This is a genomic window from Acidicapsa ligni (assembly GCF_025685655.1).
Classification (GTDB): Bacteria; Acidobacteriota; Terriglobia; order Terriglobales; family Acidobacteriaceae; genus Acidicapsa; species Acidicapsa ligni.
The window spans coordinates 708656-724451 of sequence record NZ_JAGSYG010000003.1 but is presented as its reverse complement, the minus strand read 5'-3'; the positions used below and the strand labels follow the sequence as shown (position 1 = coordinate 724451).

The window sequence follows — 15796 nt, the reverse complement described above, 5'->3', positions numbered from 1 at the left end:
ATATGGAGGGTAGAACGACTTCTGATGCGAGTCTACTCCATGCTGGCCGCGCTTCTTATTTGCTCCTGTTTGCAATGAAAAAGCAAATACGGAAAGCTAACTGACGATTTCGCCCACTGCAGAAAAGGTGAGGTTTTCCGCAGTGCTGCCAGTGCGTTCGCGCCACTGATCAAAGAGCCGCCCATAGCTAAGAGTCATGCGCTCTTCCTGTGCGATGCCGAGTTGGGCGGCGATGCGGTCGATCCAGTCGGGTGTGCCTTCGAGCTCGGCAAAGTTGCCGACGGGTGTTTCATCTACAACGCAATGACCTTCGTCATCGGCCCATTCGGTGCGCCATTTTTCATAACGAAAGACCGGCATTAGGCCAATGGATTGGAAGACTACGGCGAGCGATTCGCCATCGGAAACTTCGGTCTCTGTTTCCACGCGATGCTTGTGGCGATCTTCGCCTACACCTGAGTCAGGAATGCGTTTGTGCGTGAGTATCCATCGTCCGGCGTAGCTGCGAATGCGCACCAGTTCGCGTTTGGCGCGCAGCTCGCGTGTCAGAGTGTCATACAGGGTGTTGCTTTCAAAGTTGCGGGGCGTAACAAGATGAAATCCGAGCGCGGAGAGCTGCGCCTCAAGATCGACCTTGTCGGTTACTCGGAATTTGATCTCTGTTTCAACTACGGCCATAGGTCGTGAGTATACGACATTCCTGCTGTGGGCCGTCAGGGGCTGCGGTAAGATGCCGCAGTAAGATATCGTTGCCGAGTACGCGATAATCAAGCTATGGAAACCCTGCGATTTATTGTCGATGCAGAGCGCCTTGCGGAGCCGGAAGCGCAGTCCGCGCTCGATACGGCTGCGGTCATCCTGCGTGGCGGCGGGACGGTCGCGTTGCCGACGGAGACAGTCTATGGATTGGGTGCAAACGCACTCGATCCAGTCGCTGTAGCGAAGATTTTCGTAGCCAAGCAACGTCCCGGCTGGGACCCTCTGATCGTGCATATCGCGGATGAGCCCATGCTGGCCAGGATTGTGAATGGGAATGAGCTTCCTGATAGCGCGCAGAGGTTGATGAAGGCGTTCTGGCCTGGCCCATTGACCCTGTTGCTGCCTCGATCGGTGGCTGTGCCGGATGCAGTTACAGCGGGCCGTGCGCTCGTAGGAGTGCGCATGCCTGCGCATCCAGTGGCTCTTGAGCTGATTCGCCGTGCCGGGGTGCCGATTGCTGCTCCTAGCGCCAATAGTTTTGGCCATACCAGCCCTACGACAGCAGATCATGTCCTCGACGATCTCGATGGCCGCATCGATGCTGTTGTGGATTCCGGACCAACCGATTTTGGCGTTGAATCTACAGTCATCAATCCATGCGTATCACCGATGATTATCTACAGGCCGGGCGCCATTACCATTGAGCAGATTCGCGCAATGGCCGGCCCTGTCGAGTTATTTGTGGAACGGACAGACCCGGAAGCTGAACTCGCAGTCGGGCCGCGCGAAGCGCTGCCCTCGCCCGGCGTTGGTCTGCGCCACTATGCGCCTCGCGCCCGATTGATCCTGGTGGAAGGAAGTGATCGAGAGTTAGCTGCGCTGATAGACTTTCAGGCTAATTCGGGAGAACGAATCGGCGTGATGTTGCCTCAGGGGATGGGAAACGAAGACGTGGAAAATCTGTCTCGAAGCAAATCCGTTGTAATTTTTCCTTGGGGTCGATGGTCGCGGCCGGATGAGATGGCCCATCTGCTCTTTGCCGGACTGCGGCATTTGGATGCCGTTGGCTGCACCGTGATTGTATGTCCGACGCCGCGGGGGGAGGGAATTGCGGAAGCGATTCGAGATCGCCTCCGCAAGGCTGCCTACAACACAAGCCCGGTTCCAGGGATCTGACCGGATCTTATCGACAACGGATTAAATTTCCGGAGCCGTTCCAATCTCGCCTGCTTTGAACAGATATTTGATGGCGGATTTATAAACCAGCACCCGGGATTTGCCGCGCACCTTGATGGAATAACGGTCATACCACTCGATAACGCCCTGAACTCGTTCACCGTCTTCGAGAATGATCACCATCGGAGTCTGCTGCTGAATCTGCTTCTGTAAATAAAAGCGCTCCGCCTGGCGGTTAGATGAGTCCTCCTCTGGTTGGATCGCAGAGAATCGAGCAAATGGAGCCTGCGTCGGCCGTGACCTGCGCTTTCGAGGCTGAGTAGTGACAGCGATGCCCGTCCCTGTTGCGGAGGGTATGGAGCTGGCTACTACTTCGTTTTTTAGCTCTTCCGGATTATCTAACACAGCACCCGCGCTCCTCGCCGCAGGGGAAGCAGAGCTTTTTCTTCTGATTACTTCTTTAGCCATTCTCGTTCCTTTTCGTTCTCTCTCTGTATTCGTAGGGACATGAGAGATGAACGCATCTGTCTCATATAACTTTCTTGCACAACGCTTGTCGTGCGTTCTTTCTCAGTCCAAATACCGCGGCAAAAATCCAACAGACATATACGGAATACAATTCCGAATACTTAGGGGGTAGTAAGAAAATCTGAATTTCTTATTAATTACAGATGCGTAATGGGCACTTGTAGTTGCCTTTTCATCGGCTTAAACCCTGATTAAGGGTCAATTTAAACCAAATCGCGGTACGCCCGTACTTAACGTCCAACCTTTCCTGCCTTAGGTTGTTTTTCATCCGCGTTCAAGGCTGAGCGCCATGGCATCGATTGAGAGCGACCGCAGCAGGTTGCGGCGCATCCCTTTTTCCACTTCAGACAGCGCTCGTGCCGCTCCGTCAATCCATTCGAGGGAAACGCCCTGTGCAAGCTGGGTCAGTTCTGAGGTTATGTCCTGGTTGCGCATGAGTTGCTGTGAGCCAGCGACCAACATCAGCAGATCTTGAATGAGGCTATTGGCAGCCCGTATCAGGTTGAGGGTCTTTTCCTGTCCATCGGCTCCGCCGCGATAGGTCTCGGTTGCGCGAAAGAGCGAAGAAAAGTCAGGATCGCGCAGCGCGGTTTTGAGAACCAGCAGAGCGTCCTGCCGGCTGGCCATATAAGCGTCCACGTCAAAACCGAGGGCACGGCCAACAGCCCCGCCCGCCATGCGCGCTACCAGGGCGCGACGTGCGCCTTTCAACTCGGGGCGACGTTTGCTGATCAACTCTTCCAGAGTCTCGACTGGAACGCCGCCGAGCCGGTGCAGCATCGCTCGCGAGCGAATTGTGGGCAGCATCTCCGCCGGATTTTCCGTGAGCAGGATCAGGGTGCAGTTCGGTGGCGGTTCTTCTAGAACTTTCAGCAGGCTGTTCGCCGCTTCTTTCATGAAAGCCGAGGAGGTAAAGAGGAAGAACGACCGTCGCGCCTCGACCGGCTGCCGATAATAGGCATTGTGGATAACCTGGCGAACCTGGCCGATTTTGATGAGATTCTGCGGCGGATCGGGCGGAATAATCAGAATGTCCGGATGCGGCTGGATAAGAATGCGAGTCTCGCGCTTATCGGTCTCGCGTAGATCCTCGCGTGCCGAGACGGCTTCGACGACTTTGGCTTCAAGGTCTGCGGCCTGACCGATGCGCTCGCAGTTGCGGCACACGCCGCAGTAGTCGGGCAAGCCATCGGTTTCAGTAGGGCTGAGGCAATTCACGAGGCGGATGTACATCAACGCTAGGGTGTATTTGCCCGCGCCGCGCGGCCCGGCAAGGATAATCGCCTGGGGAATGCGCTGGTGCAGGACGGTTTCACGCAGCCGCTCTACAGTGCCCGGGTTACCGAGAAATTCATGAAAGCCCACATCTTGAGGCTACCAGAAATGCCATCGGATAAAGTGTGCCTGACGGCTGGCTCTTAGGCATTGAAGACGTTCTTATCCACAAACTCGTTGTGAAATTTGCCTTGTGGGTCATGCTGTCGCATCAGTGCTTTGTAGTCCGGCATTTTTTCGTAGAGCTTGTGCAATCGCTCCGGAGCCACAGTGAAGACCTTTGCCCAGTGCGGCCTTGCTTGAAACGGGGCGAGCTTTTCCTCAATGAGCGGTAGAACAGCGTGGACTTCCGGCGTCTCGGGCTTCCATGTGAAGTGGATCGCCAGCGAGTCACGTTTATAAGCCATGCTCATCCAAAGGTTGTCTGCTGCAATGGCGCGTATCTCGGTGATAAAGAGGTGTGGCGTGATCTTGTCACGCAGCTCCTCCACGGCCCGGATCGCTTCATAACCGCGATCGCGCGATACGAAATACTCCGTCTGCAACTCGGCTCCGCTTGAGGGAGTGAAGTTCATCTTGAAATGCGGCATCCGTTCATACCAGGGGCCTGGAACGCCCATCTGTTCGGTGCAATTCACCGCGGAATGACCATCGATGGGATGCATGTTCTCTGTGGCGCGCTTTGCCCCGTAAAACTCTGCCGCGATCTCGTGATGTTCGCCGGGCTTGACACGGCGCTTGATCCAGACCTGGTTGATCTTGTGGTTTTGCCAGTCGGTAAACAGGCTCACGCTGTAACCACTACCCATGATCGTTTCGAGATTATGCTCCAGCTCATTGATGGAGAGATTGCGATAAACCACCTGTGTCATATCAAAGCGCGGCAGTACATTGAGCGTGACCTTGGTCACAATGCCCAGCGCGCCGAGTGCAACAACAGAGCCGAGAAAATCTTCGCCATCTTTCTCACGGGAGAATGTCTTCACGTTCCCGTAGGAGTCGACAATCTCCAGCCCTCGAACTGCCGTGGCGAGGTTACCATTTTTAATTCCAGAGCCGTGTGTGGCCGTGGCAATGGCACCGGCAACGGTTATATGAGGCAGTGAGGCCAGGTTATGCACCGCAAAACCTTTGGCGTCGATAACCGGAGCAAGCGTTCCATAGCGAACGCCAGCGCCCACCGTGACCGTATGCGCCTGCGCATCCAGATCAATCGAATCGAGATGGACAAGCGAGATTTGATTCGATTGACTATCGGCAATCGTGTTGAACGAGTGTCGTGAACCAAGCGCGCGTAGTTTGGCGCATTTGCGCACCGTCTGCTGCACCTCATCGACATTCCTGGGGGCGAAGAGATGATCGGCATGATAGCGAAGATTACCGGCCCAGTTTGTTTCGTGGGCAGTTGGCTCCGTGGATGAGGCTGTGTCTGCGTTGGCCACGCGCGAAAGCAGAGCACCGGTCGCGATTGCACTCGAAGTTTTCAAGAATTGCCTCTTATCCATTGTCTTTCCGATCCCTTCCAGATGTCAGTCAGAATGCTCACCGAGTGTAGTCATCTGCGGCCATATCGAGCAAGTACACTCCTCATTGAATCGCGAATTCATCTGCGAAGTTCCGGGATAACTTGTATGCCAAATTTTGGTCGAAGAGTTATCTTTGGCTGTAACTCGATTGGCTGGTTCTCGACGATGCGCAAGCGCCAGCGTTGAGCCAGTGTGGCAAGTACGAGCACTGCTTCCATCCATGCAAAGGATTCGCCGATGCATTGGCGTCCGCCGCCGCCGAAAGGGAAGTAAGCGAATTTTGGACGCGATGCTTTGGCCTCTGCAGTAAAGCGCTCAGGCCTAAATTCAAGCGGATCCGGGAAATATTTCGGGTTACGTTGAACGATATATTGACTGAAGAAAACGAAGCTTCCGCGAGGGATGCGATAGGGGCCAATTTCGATATCCTGCGTAGCCTGCCGCCCCATCGCCCATGCTGGCGGATAGAGTCGCATGGCCTCCGCCACCACCATCTCGGTATATGGCAGTCGCGGATAGTCTTCAAGCGTGGGCAAGCGGGGCTGCCCTGAGGAGTCCTGGAGCACCGTATCGAGTTCAGCGTGCAGGCGCGCCTCTGATTCGGGATTTTGGCCGAGCAGTAACCATGTCCACGAAAGCGCATTGGCTACAGTCTCGTATCCGGCGAGAAAGATTGTGAGCACTTCATCGCGAAGTTCAGATGCAGAGAGTCCGGTTTTGATGCTGGCGTTGAGACTATTGCTACCGGCTTCTTCATCGCGAGCAGCAATGAGCATTGAGAGCAAGTCGCCTCCAATAGCGCGGTTCTTTGCGTTCGCTTTTGCTATCTCTGCCTGTTTACGCGCAATCATTGAGTCCACTACCGAATCGAGCCTCTTCTTCGACTTGCGAAAACGGACCAGTACCGGCACCGGTACACGTAGCTTGAGCAGCAACTCCGCGTTGGGCATAGCGGTCAAAGCGTTGTATATTTCCATCACCGCATTTGCTTCATCGTTGATGGTGTGAATCTCCGCCGTGACCTCTGTATCGAATAGCGTTCGCGCTGTGATTTGCAGGGCCAGACGCATCATTTCGGAAGCTGCATCGAACTGTTTTCCATTACTCCATTGGGTGCGCATTGCCGCAGCATGGCTGACAATCGTCTCGGCATAAGCCTGAATTCGCTGGCGATGAAAGGCCGGTGCGGCAATGCGTCGATGCCTCTTATGTGTCTCGCCATCGGATGTGATCAGCCCTTCGCCAAGCAGGATCTTCATCCGTTTCTGCGTGCGTTCTTTGATGAAGAACTGCGCTTTGTCCACGAGGACTTCGCGAATGTCGCTGGGGTCATTCAGTAGCAGAATGTGATGCCAGAAGAGGCGATAGTGCGCCGCCCTGCCAAACTTCGACAGGTATTCAAACAGCAGAATGGGATTGCCTGGGCGAAAGAATCTGCGCAGGAAATAAAACGGCAAATTCCAGCGTAATCCGGGCGGAAACCGGTACTTGCCCTTGGCTATTACCGCTGGATTGCTGGTCGTCGGAATATCTTTAAGCGGCATAGACTTACTTGGTCTTTCCGATCAGCTAAAGACGGATTGAGTTACGACGAAATCAGGTTCATCTGCCGCAGCATCGAACTTACTGCTCGTGTGACTTGAGCGTGAACTTCTTCCACAGTGAGATCGCCCTCAATTACGAGAACTCGATCAGGCTCGCGCGCCGCAATGGCTTTGTAGCCAGTATAGACGCGATGAAAAAACGAGTTCTGCTCCTGCTCGAATCGGCTTTCGTCCTTGCCTGTCACCGAGGTTTGATGCGTATTACGGCGGCGAGCGCGTGCGAGGGATGCGGCGAGGTCGGGCAGCAACAATATCGTCAGATCAGGCCGCAGATCATTGCAGATGAGCCGATGCAGTTCGAGAACGATCTGCGAACCCAGTTCCCGTCCGCACCCTTGATAGGCTTCGGTTGAATCTGTGAAGCGATCGCAGACAACGATCTTTCCCGTTCGCAATGCAGGGGCGATGATCTCCTCGATTGCTTGCGCACGGTCAGCGAACATCATCGCAAGCTCTGTTTTCGGAGATAGTCCTGTCGATTTTGAGTCCAGCAGCAGCGCGCGAATGCGGTCGCCAGTCTCCGTACCACCCGGTTGACGGGTCACGACGGGAGCGATGTTTCTAGCCGCCAGCCATGCGGTCAGGCGCTTGATCTGGGTCGTCTTTCCCGAGCCGTCGAGGCCTTCAAATGTGATGAAAAACCCTCGCTGCGATTGCGGCTGCATGGCTGGAGTTTACCATTCCGTCGTCATCGTTCGGGAGGCATGGGTAATCCCAACCGCTTATGATGGACAAGGCGGATTTTGTGAATCAGCCTTTGCCGCTGTCAGTGCGGACACTTTTTGTACGAAGCAAGGATGAAGCATGGGATTCAATTGCGGAATTGTCGGTCTGCCGAACGTGGGCAAGTCCACTCTATTCAACGCACTTACCGAGACTGCCGCAGCCGAGGCTGCCAACTATCCGTTCTGCACCATCGAGCCAAACGTAGGTCGCGTTGCGGTTCCTGATCCGCGACTTGAAGTGCTGGCAAAGCTGGCCGAGTCGAAAAAGATCATTCCAACCCAGCTTGAGTTTGTCGATATCGCGGGCTTGGTGCGCGGCGCTTCACGCGGTGAGGGATTGGGCAATAAGTTCCTCGCGCACATCCGCGAAGTGGACGCGATTGCGCATGTACTGCGCTGCTTCGACGATGGCAATGTGACGCACGTTGAGGGCTCCATCGATCCCGTTCGCGATGCCGAAACTGTAGAAACCGAGCTGATGCTCGCCGATCTCGACAGCCTGGAACGTCGAGTGATCGCGACCCAGAAAAAGCTCAAAGGCAATGACAATGAGGCCAAGGCGCAACTGCCTGTGATGGAGGCCGCACTCGAAGCGCTGAGGGCAGGGAAGTCCGCGCGTACTATCGCCGCAGAGCTTACTCCGGAGCAGCAGAAGATTCTTCATCAGCTTGGCCTGATTACCTCCAAACCTGTGCTCTACGTCTGCAATGTTGAGGAGGCGTCGGCAGGTACGGGGAATGCATATTCCGCAAAGGTTGCGGAGTTCGCTAAGGCACAGGGTACCGTGGCTGTCATCATCTCGGCGGCGATTGAGGCAGAGGTTTCGCAGCTTGCCGAGGAAGCGGAGAAGAAGGAATTCCTGCAGTCCCTGGGGCTTGAGGAGACCGGTCTTGCACGGGTTATTCGCGCTGGATATGCGCTGCTGGGCCTGCTGACTTTCTTCACGGTCGGGCCGCAGGAAACGCATGCGTGGACCGTCGAGAAGGGATCCAAAGCACCTCAGGCTGCTGGAGCTATCCACTCTGATTTTGAAAAAGGGTTTATCCGCGCCGAAACCATTGCCTATGCGGACTTTGTTGCGGCTGGCTCAGAAGCAGCGGTTAAAGAAATGGGCCGTATGCGATTGGAAGGCAGCGATTATCTTACGCAGGATGGAGATATCTTCCACTTCCGGTTCAAGGCGTAAAAGCAATTAAGGAATGATAGATGCAGATTCCAAAGAAGTTACCTTCAATATTGGGAATGTTCGATCAGTTTTTGATTCCGTGTCGGACAACTTCTCCATATCCACTGTGTTCCTAAAGCTGTAAGTTGACTGTTGTAGTGGTGACAGTCGTCGATCAACTGGCCTTCAGTTCCGGAATTGCTCCCCCGGTAGCTAGAATGCTCTAAGCTAGAACGCTCCAAGAACGGTTCGGAGGATTTATGAAAGCTCTTCGCTCACTGCGTTTACTCTTGCTTGCGATGCTGATCAGCGTCGTCCCGGCATCTTCATTTGCCGGTGTGTTTATTAGTATCGGTATTGCTCCGCCGGTACTGCCCGTTTATGTGCAGCCTCCATGCCCTGAAGATGGTTTGATGTGGACTCCCGGTTACTGGGCCTACGGTCCCGATGGCTACTACTGGATTCCTGGTGCATGGGTTCCATCCCCCTATGCCGGTGCGCTCTGGACGCCTCCTTATTGGGGCTGGGAAGGTGGCCATTACCTCTTCCATGACGGCTATTGGGGCTCCCACGTTGGCTACTACGGTGGCGTGAACTATGGCTTTGGCTACATGGGTATCGGTTTTGCCGGTGGCGAATGGCGTGGTGGTCGCTTCGCTTACAACACGGCCATTGTGAACGTGAATCGGACTGTGATTCGTAACACGTATATCAACCAGACGATCGTTCGCAACAACACGATCGTGAATGACCGGCGTGTTGCATTCTCAGGCGGTCCCGGCGGCATTCGGCATGAGGCTACTCCGCAGGAACGGATAGCGTCGAACGAACGGCATGTAGGTGCAACTTCGATCCAGCAGCAGCACTTCCAGGCGGCAGCTCGCGATCCGCAGCAGCGTTTCTCTGCTAATCGCGGTCGTCCCGCAAATGTAGCAGCAGCGCGTCCGCTGGCTTCCCCGAACAGGGGTGGTGGAAACGATCGGCCGGGAGCGGCAAATCGTCCTGAAGCCCGCCCAGCAGCCCGTCCTGAAGCCCGTCAGGCCCAGGAAGCTCGTCCGGCGCAGCAGTCGCGGCCAGTCACCCAGCCACGTCCTGAGGCACGGCCCGCGCAGCAGGCTCGTCCGGAATCGCGTCCTGCGCAACAGTCGCGCCCAGCCCCGCAAGCCCGCCCCGAGTCTCGCCCTGCACCGCAGTCGCGTCCAGCTCCGAGGCCCGCGGAGCACGAGAAGCCTCGCGGTCGCTAACTTGTAACTTGTATTCCTGGCAGTTCACGGCCAACCCGTGAGCTGCTTTTTTCATCCCTAAGTATGTGGGCATAGAGCATCGCCTGCATCTTTAGGGAACCCGATCAGTCAGGCATCCGGTTCGGACTGTCTGGTTATCTGATAACTGGAGAAAATGCACTAGGAGGAAATATGAAACGAATTGCGGGTATGTGGATGACCGCTGCATTGGCGGCTGTAGTTATGAGCTCTCAGGGCGCTGTAGCGCTTGGAACATCAGGATCGTTGTTACCCGCTGGTTATGCGCAGGAACGTGGCTGGGATGCGCCTCCGGGAGAACTGGATGAAATTTCCCGGCGTGGATTCCACGATGGAATCGAAGGTGCCCGTAAAGACTTTGAAAATCACCGTCGTCCCGATGTCCATAATCGTGACGAATTCCGTCATCCACCGGTACACGGACGCGACCGCGACGCCTATCGTCATGGGTTTGAGCGCGGCTACCAGGTCGGAGTGGATCATCTGATGCATGGCCGCTAAACTCAATGGGCCAGATACGAATAGGCCAATGTAATTGAGTGGCAACAGTACACGCGGTCTCCGAGGCATTAGCCAGGGAGGCCGCGTTTCTGCTTATGGTTCTTCTGTCAATTGCATTCCGGCAATCTCGATCTGCAATCCGCCATATTGCGGGTGGTCGTTCTCGCGGATGCGATATGCCAGATGAATGAGGCTTCCGGCTTGCAAACTCAATTCCTCAGCGCGCCGAGCAAGATTCCACCCCACGGCCTGTATCGAAGCCCCTGATGAAGAGTTGTGAGTAGGTGATCCTTGCGCGAGCGCTGCCTGCGTCAGCATCAATCGAATGTGTCGTTCCTTCATCAAGCGAACCGACCCGGCCAGCCGCACATTTCTCGCCAGAAAAACAGGTTCCGCGTTGCCATGCCCGAGCGGCTCCAGCTTATGCAGCCATCCGCCTAGAACAGGTGTGACGCGGTCCAGTGGCAACTCGGCGTGAATACGCAAAACATGCTCGGCATTTTGCCCAGCGAGTTTTTCCGCGGCAAAGATCAGCAGGCGACGCTCCATCTCGGGCAGATTTTCCGCAGGCATTGCAAAGCCTACCGCAAAGGCATGCCCGCCAAATCGGGTGTAGAGATCGGCGCAGGTTTCAATGGCCTCCAGCAGCGGAAAACCATCGATGGAGCGTCCCGATCCATACGCAACGCCGTCTTCGATGCTCACCACAATTGCCGGTTTGGCAGTGCGGTCAACCACACGCGATGCGAGAATCCCAATTACTCCACGATGCCATCCGTCGCCAGCCATCACAAGCATTCGGCAATCCGCCAGCCTGGCCTCGGCAGCCAGCCGGAATTCAATATTCTTCAACGCCTCGGCTTCTGTTTCGCGACGCTCCGTATTGAGCCGCTCGAGTTTTTCAGCCAACGTTTGGGCTCGTCCCAAATCACGCGTAGTAAATAGCTCGACGACCTCCGCAGCTACATCCATCCGGCCTGCTGCGTTGATCCGCGGAGCCAGCCGAAATCCGAGATCGAAGCTCGTCAGCGCTTTCGTCGTTGGATCAAGTCCCGCAGCCCGAAACAATGCGCGGAGTCCCGCCCCCGCAGGTCGGCTTAATTCGCGTATCCCCAGCGCAGCCAGCACTCGATTTTCGCCGCGCAAAGGCACCGCGTCCGCGACTGTAGCCAGGGCTACCATCTTGAGAAACGAGGGCACAATCTTGCTGTGCGTTCGCGCAGCATCCCACCGTTCCAGGAGAGCCTGCGCAAGCTTGAAAGCAATGGCCGCTCCGCATAGAGATTTTTCCGGATATTCGCATCCGGGCTGATTGGGATTCAGAATCGCCAGCGCTTTAGGAATAGCGTCGCCTGCATCAGGAAGATGATGGTCCGTGATAATCAGATCGAGGCCCAGCCTGCGTGCTGTCTCCGCTTCAGTAAAAGCGCGCATGCCGGTATCGACTGTAATGACAAGGCTGACGCCCTCAGCGGATGCCTGCTCCAGCACAGAGGATTGCAGTCCGTAGCCTTCGCGAAGCCGGTGCGGCACATGGAAGCGAACCTGACATCCATCGGCGCCAGCCATCATCTCAATAGCTGTTTTGAGCAGCACAACGGCAGTCGTGCCATCGACGTCGTAATCCCCATACAGCAGGATGGTTTCGCGGCTCACAATGGCCTTCTGCAGGCGCGCTACAGCTACATCCATGCCCAGCATTCGAAGCGGGTCATGCAGTTGATTGATGTCGGGATTAAGAAAGCGTGCTGCGTCCTCAGCAGTGTGAATGCCGCGAGTTATAAGTAACTCGGCAATCACCGTTGGAATATGTGCTGAGGCAGCAAGCGCGGCAGCCTCTTCAGGATGAGGCAGAGTAAGCTGCCAGCGCTGGTGCAAGGTAGGGAGAGTGGCCGTAACTACAGGCAACCCGGTACTCACTCGTTTTCCGAGTCACCATCAGGATCGTCGATCACGATGTCCTGAAAGCTCTCAATGCCTTCCAGCAACTCCTGGTATCGCTCGTACCATTCCGTGGTCGTTTCATGCAGGAAGACTACGCCTTGATGTACAAAGCCAAGCTGGATATATCCAACTTTACCTGCGTATTTCAAGAGCCATTGCGCTTCGACCAACTCGGCTGCTTCTTCATCCGGGAAATTGAGTTCGCTGGCCTCTTCCACCAGTTCATCCAGCTCTTCGCGATCGAGCTGCACTTCGCTGATGGTCACAAACAGGGCACCTGTATGTTTGGCCATCTCGACGAAATCTTTCCAGGAGTCGGGGTTGTCTTCATTCTCCCAGAGGATCGCGGGGATATCTTCGGTGACATATCCAGGCAGACGGCGCAGGCCGTGCCCTTCAATAAACGCCACCATATCGTCTTTTAGCAGTACCAGGTTATCGGTTTCCATAGGTTGTTCTTCATTGTCTCAGATGTAATTGGGCCGCCTGGAGCAATTGTGTCTTCTCCGCCTGTGGAAAGAAGGCCCAATCCAGCCAAAAATTGTCCGCATCGGCCACAACCGATAGATCATTTGTAAACCGTATGTGGATTGCAAGTAGTTCGGGCTGGAACAAGATAGGGTTCAATGTGGTATCTTGAAGGCTCAGTCAATGATCTTCTCCCGCGAATACATCGGATATCTGGCGCGCCGCACGGTGAAACACCTCGTCGACGCCAACATGATCCATACCGACCAGGCCGCTCTTGTTGAAGAGCGCGTGACAGCCGGTATGATCGAAGAACTTTCCCTTGAAGACCGCATCAACGACGAAGTTCGCATCATCCTTGAGGCGTATCAGCAGGAGATGCTCAAGTCCGGCGCACAGTATGCGGAGATGTTCAAAAAGGTCAAAGGCGAGCTGGCGCGCAAATACAAGGCGGTGCTATGAGAATCTCTCGCGATAAGCTCAATAAGCTGGCCCACACAGTTGCAGATTCCCTGGCCGAGATCGATCAGGTGGACTTCCTCGAAGATCGCAATACCATCCGCCAGGAAGCTCGTAAGGCCCTCGAACAACTCTTCGCCGAAGAGACCAAGATCGATCAGGCAGCACGGCTCAAGATTAGTTCGCAGCGCAAGATCATCCAGGAAGGCACCCAGGAGTGGGACATCCTTTACCGCAAGTATTACAACGATGAAGTGCGGCGTTTAGGAATCTAGCTTCTCCTGATGATTCGGCACATGATCCTCTGGGCCGTGGTAACTTTGGCATAAGCCCTGTTTTTTGTTAAATTAGATGAGTGGCTAAGCTGGTTCGCAGTGAGAACCAGAGGTGGCCTTCCCCGCAAGTGTGGCGCTATCGTCTAGGGGTTAGGACGTGAGATTCTCAATCTTAAAACACGGGTTCGATTCCCGTTAGCGCTACCAATACACCTTCCGAAGAAGCCCTAGACGTCCATAAAATCTCTTAAACCTGGTATTTCTTCACAAAGACGTCCGAGTAGGTCCGACTGCGTTTTTTACCGGTCGCGACGTTTGAGGGAACCTCTTGGGGAACCTGGCGCAGTTGCCTCCAGAGTGGTTCTCCAATCCTCCCTACGAGGTGTCCCATGTCTCTTGACCGAGCAGATCAGGAATTTCAGGCCAGAACCCGGAAAGAAAACGCGGCTCTTTGATGGGCGCGGCCTTTATCTCAAAATCTTTCCAACTGGCGGAACTTACCGGCGCTGGAAGTACCACCATAGGGCAAAGAAAGGCCTCTGGCAATCGGTGTGTATCCGGAGATCAACCTGAAGGCTGCGCGTTTGCGCAGTGACGAGGCTCGTAAGCTTCTAAGCACTGGCGTGGACCCTGTATATCAGCGCAAGAAAGAAAAGCTGCTGCTGGTGGAGCGATCCGGAGAGACCTTCGAAAAGGTCGGCCGGGGAATGGTACGCCAAGCGGGCTGAGGTTTGGTCGCCGGGACATGCGGCACGCGTTCTGAGCTGGCTAGAGCGAGATCTCTTCCCGTTCCTATGAGCCAGGACGTAAGCTCCAAACCTGCTTTCTGTCAGCAATTAGGCCGATGTGTCTCTTTCTACCGATGGTCTCGATCAGAAGCTCGAGATTTTCTTAGTCGTGTCGCGCCGCCAGGTTCAGCCCAGACGTTCACCATTGACGCGGGCGCTGTCATCTATTTTGGCGGTCTGATCTTCGGCGGCATTCGGATGATGAGTGGGCGCTTCCATGATGCCATTCTGGCCTTTTTCGGTGCGCTGAAGGGTGCAGGCGTACTCGGATGGGGTGCGGGCTAGAGTGGAGGTGATAATGGCTATGAGCCACGACCTGAACGGCTGTTTGACGGCGATCATTTCTTGCTATTAATATATTTTCCATTTCGATTCGAAGTTTCTCTTGAGTATGTTGGGGTTTGCGCTATGCTTCAGGGTTGAGTTACGAGTGCAGGCCGAGAAGTCGCGGACTTCCAAAATCGGCAGACGTAATATCCTGCGAGGGACTCCTGACATCTAGTCACCCAATTCGTATTCTTAGCGTTGAAGACCATCCGGTTTTTCGCGAAGGTTTGGCAGCAGTCATTGGCTCGCAGCGCGATATGCTTCTTGTCTCAGAGGCAATGAACGCCGCCGATGCTGTGACCGCATTCCGGAGCCACCGACCTGACATCACACTAATGGATCTTAAGCTTCCTGATGGAAACGGTACCGATGCTCTCATTACGATTCTGCAAGAGTTTCCTCAGGCTCGCGTTATAGTCCTCACCAGTTCGGACAACGACACTGAAATACAACGCGTCCTCCGCACGGGCGCCGCAGGATATATTCTCAAAAACACGCCAAAGAACGAATTGGTTGCCATCATTCGATCCGTTCACAGTGGTGCCCGGTACGTTCCGCCAGAAATCGCCGTTCGGTTTGCCACGCAGTTCGGACAGGATAACCTGACCGTCCGCGAACTTGAAGTTCTTCGCCTAATCGGCGAAGGGCATCGCAATAAACAAATTGCTGGCAAACTAGCCATTTCAGAGGCGACAGTCAATTTTCACATCAGAAACATTGTGGACAAATTAGGTGCTCATGATCGTGCCCACGCCATTTCGATCGCCATTCGTCGCGGTTTGCTGCAAACTTGATTTCCAACCTCAAGTTTTCTATAGCTTCTGCATAGCATATTCAGATGTTATCGAGACGTTGGGAACGAGACTAATGTTGAAGGTCTATCGACAGAACGTAGGGTTTGGCTGTTCAGTTTTGATTGGCTGTTAACGAGATTGGGGCTGCTCCCTGCGAAGAGTGAATATATCAATGAATCTCGCAAGGGCAAGTTCGTTATGCTTGGTTTGCGTACTGCTCTCGACACAAACTATAGTTGCGCTCAATCCAGACCGCCGTATCTCGCAGTATGCACACACT

Annotated in this window: 17 protein-coding genes, 1 tRNA gene and 1 pseudogene; 11 read left to right on the top strand and 8 right to left on the bottom strand. The window is 54.8% G+C overall.

The window, feature by feature from the left end; all coding sequences use genetic code 11:
- Positions 1 to 96: 96 nt before the first annotated feature.
- Positions 97 to 678: a class IV adenylate cyclase gene (locus OHL19_RS13290; protein WP_263358180.1), complete on the bottom strand. Its 582-nt coding sequence runs from the start codon at positions 676 to 678 to the stop codon at positions 97 to 99.
- Between the two features lie 96 nt (positions 679 to 774).
- Here OHL19_RS13290 and OHL19_RS13285 point away from each other — a divergent pair, with 96 nt between their 5' ends.
- On the top strand, positions 775 to 1875 hold the full coding sequence (locus OHL19_RS13285) for an L-threonylcarbamoyladenylate synthase (protein WP_263358179.1): 1101 nt from the start codon (positions 775 to 777) through the stop codon (positions 1873 to 1875).
- Between the two features lie 21 nt (positions 1876 to 1896).
- On the opposite strand, the gene OHL19_RS13280 is transcribed toward OHL19_RS13285, so the two are convergent.
- The 5 genes from OHL19_RS13280 to tmk all read right to left on the bottom strand — a co-directional run bounded on the left by OHL19_RS13280 (position 1897) and on the right by tmk (position 7473).
- Complete coding sequence (locus OHL19_RS13280; RefSeq protein ID WP_263358178.1) at positions 1897 to 2343, bottom strand: RNA chaperone Hfq; 447 nt, start codon at positions 2341 to 2343, stop codon at positions 1897 to 1899.
- A gap of 324 nt (positions 2344 to 2667) precedes the next feature.
- Positions 2668 to 3768 carry a DNA polymerase III subunit gene (locus OHL19_RS13275; RefSeq protein WP_263358177.1) on the bottom strand — a complete coding sequence of 367 codons (1101 nt, stop codon included), beginning with the start codon at positions 3766 to 3768 and terminating at the stop codon, positions 2668 to 2670.
- 53 nt (positions 3769 to 3821) lie between these two features.
- Positions 3822 to 5183: an FAD-binding protein gene (locus OHL19_RS13270; RefSeq protein ID WP_263358176.1), complete on the bottom strand. Its 1362-nt coding sequence runs from the start codon at positions 5181 to 5183 to the stop codon at positions 3822 to 3824.
- Positions 5184 to 5281: 98 nt separating this feature from the next.
- Positions 5282 to 6748, bottom strand: coding sequence for a cytochrome P450 (locus tag OHL19_RS13265; protein WP_263358175.1), 1467 nt, complete (start codon positions 6746 to 6748; stop codon positions 5282 to 5284).
- 41 nt (positions 6749 to 6789) lie between these two features.
- Entirely contained in the window at positions 6790 to 7473 is a 684-nt protein-coding gene (gene tmk / locus OHL19_RS13260) for a dTMP kinase (protein ID WP_263358174.1), read from the bottom strand.
- Between the two features lie 139 nt (positions 7474 to 7612).
- Between tmk and ychF the strand changes: the two genes are divergently transcribed.
- The 3 genes from ychF to OHL19_RS13245 all read left to right on the top strand — a co-directional run bounded on the left by ychF (position 7613) and on the right by OHL19_RS13245 (position 10461).
- Positions 7613 to 8719, top strand: coding sequence for a redox-regulated ATPase YchF (gene ychF / locus OHL19_RS13255; protein WP_263358173.1), 1107 nt, complete (start codon positions 7613 to 7615; stop codon positions 8717 to 8719).
- 239 nt (positions 8720 to 8958) lie between these two features.
- The gene (locus OHL19_RS13250; protein ID WP_263358172.1) at positions 8959 to 9942 is read left to right on the top strand and encodes a YXWGXW repeat-containing protein; all 984 of its coding nucleotides are present in this window, start codon (positions 8959 to 8961) and stop codon (positions 9940 to 9942) included.
- Positions 9943 to 10113: 171 nt separating this feature from the next.
- Positions 10114 to 10461 carry a hypothetical protein gene (locus tag OHL19_RS13245; RefSeq protein WP_263358171.1) on the top strand — a complete coding sequence of 116 codons (348 nt, stop codon included), beginning with the start codon at positions 10114 to 10116 and terminating at the stop codon, positions 10459 to 10461.
- Positions 10462 to 10554: 93 nt separating this feature from the next.
- Here the strand turns inward: OHL19_RS13245 and recJ are convergent, their stop codons facing one another.
- A complete protein-coding gene (recJ, locus tag OHL19_RS13240; RefSeq protein ID WP_263358169.1) occupies positions 10555 to 12381 on the bottom strand; it encodes a single-stranded-DNA-specific exonuclease RecJ in 1827 nt (608 codons plus the stop codon).
- A complete protein-coding gene (locus OHL19_RS13235) occupies positions 12378 to 12854 on the bottom strand; it encodes a hypothetical protein (protein ID WP_263358168.1) in 477 nt (158 codons plus the stop codon). Before OHL19_RS13235 ends, recJ begins: the two co-directional genes overlap by 4 nt.
- Before the next feature lie 187 nt (positions 12855 to 13041).
- Between OHL19_RS13235 and OHL19_RS13230 the strand changes: the two genes are divergently transcribed.
- The 7 genes and pseudogenes from OHL19_RS13230 (at position 13042) to OHL19_RS13210 (ending at position 15516) form a co-directional block, all read left to right on the top strand.
- Positions 13042 to 13335: a DUF507 family protein gene (locus OHL19_RS13230; RefSeq protein WP_263358167.1), complete on the top strand. Its 294-nt coding sequence runs from the start codon at positions 13042 to 13044 to the stop codon at positions 13333 to 13335.
- A complete protein-coding gene (locus tag OHL19_RS13225; RefSeq protein WP_263358166.1) occupies positions 13332 to 13607 on the top strand; it encodes a DUF507 family protein in 276 nt (91 codons plus the stop codon). The genes OHL19_RS13230 and OHL19_RS13225 overlap by 4 nt, the downstream gene beginning before the upstream one ends.
- Before the next feature lie 132 nt (positions 13608 to 13739).
- Positions 13740 to 13814, top strand: a tRNA-Glu gene (locus tag OHL19_RS13220).
- A 329-nt stretch (positions 13815 to 14143) separates the two neighbouring features.
- A pseudogene (locus OHL19_RS23105) lies at positions 14144 to 14248 on the top strand (Arm DNA-binding domain-containing protein); the annotation flags it as partial.
- Positions 14226 to 14405, top strand: coding sequence for a phage integrase central domain-containing protein (locus OHL19_RS23100; RefSeq protein WP_396126774.1), 180 nt, complete (start codon positions 14226 to 14228; stop codon positions 14403 to 14405). The pseudogene OHL19_RS23105 and the gene OHL19_RS23100, both read left to right, overlap by 23 nt.
- A complete protein-coding gene (locus tag OHL19_RS13215; protein ID WP_263358388.1) occupies positions 14402 to 14680 on the top strand; it encodes a hypothetical protein in 279 nt (92 codons plus the stop codon). Before OHL19_RS23100 ends, OHL19_RS13215 begins: the two co-directional genes overlap by 4 nt.
- 188 nt (positions 14681 to 14868) lie before the next feature.
- Positions 14869 to 15516, top strand: coding sequence for a response regulator transcription factor (locus OHL19_RS13210; protein WP_317890575.1), 648 nt, complete (start codon positions 14869 to 14871; stop codon positions 15514 to 15516).
- Positions 15517 to 15796 lie beyond the last annotated feature (280 nt).